Raw genomic sequence first — 590 nt, 5'->3', positions numbered from 1 at the left:
TTGTAATTCTATCGACAGACACCGAGATCGATAAAAATTACACCCGCATGATTCAAGATGATATCGCTCGCACTTACGAAATCTGCTTTGATGGTGCAACCAAGTCTTCATCACTGAAACAAGGTTACTTCTGGAAAGAGCCTACCAAGGAGGCTGTATAATGCTACCTAATCGCATGAACTTGACCCGCACTACAGAAGAACAGCTGAAGAAGCTAAAAGGCTATACAGGGGTTACTCCAAACGTATCTGCGCGTATTGCTTTTTTTCGCTCTGTAGAGAGTGATTTTAGGTACAACTTCATCGAAGCGAAACTCGATGGCTCATTAGTATTGGATAAGTTTACGTGGCTAGGTGAAACTAGTGATGTGACTGAGTTAGTTTTAAAGATGTACTACCCAGAATTAGAAGCCAAGCAATACCAACAAGCTTGGGCTGCTCATGTTGAGGATGGAATTGCTTCACTGAGAAATCACAAATCTATAGAAGTGCTTGCAAGTAAATTATAGCCAGATACCAAAATTCAAACAATGGTACATATGACCATTGTTTGAATTCCAACCTAAAAATGGAATTGCTTCACTATTAAGC

Annotated in this window: 1 protein-coding gene; it reads left to right on the top strand. The window is 40.0% G+C overall.

The genetic code is table 11. The features are described from left to right. The first annotated feature begins 160 nt into the window (after positions 1-160). Positions 161-508 carry a DNA sulfur modification protein DndE gene (gene dndE, locus AB4653_RS28220; RefSeq protein ID WP_017104393.1) on the top strand — a complete coding sequence of 116 codons (348 nt, stop codon included), beginning with the start codon at positions 161-163 and terminating at the stop codon, positions 506-508. The last annotated feature ends 82 nt before the right edge of the window (positions 509-590 follow it).

This window comes from Vibrio sp. 10N.222.48.A3 (assembly GCF_041475345.1).
Taxonomy (GTDB): domain Bacteria; phylum Pseudomonadota; class Gammaproteobacteria; order Enterobacterales; family Vibrionaceae; genus Vibrio; species Vibrio tasmaniensis_A.
Note: the sequence above shows the minus strand (reverse complement) of the source record. Positions and strands in the feature narration are given on the sequence as shown.

Coding starts and splice junctions, on each gene's coding strand:
- dndE (WP_017104393.1), top strand. CDS start 161: ATGCTACCTAATCGCATGAACTTGACCCGCACTACAGAAGAACAGCTG.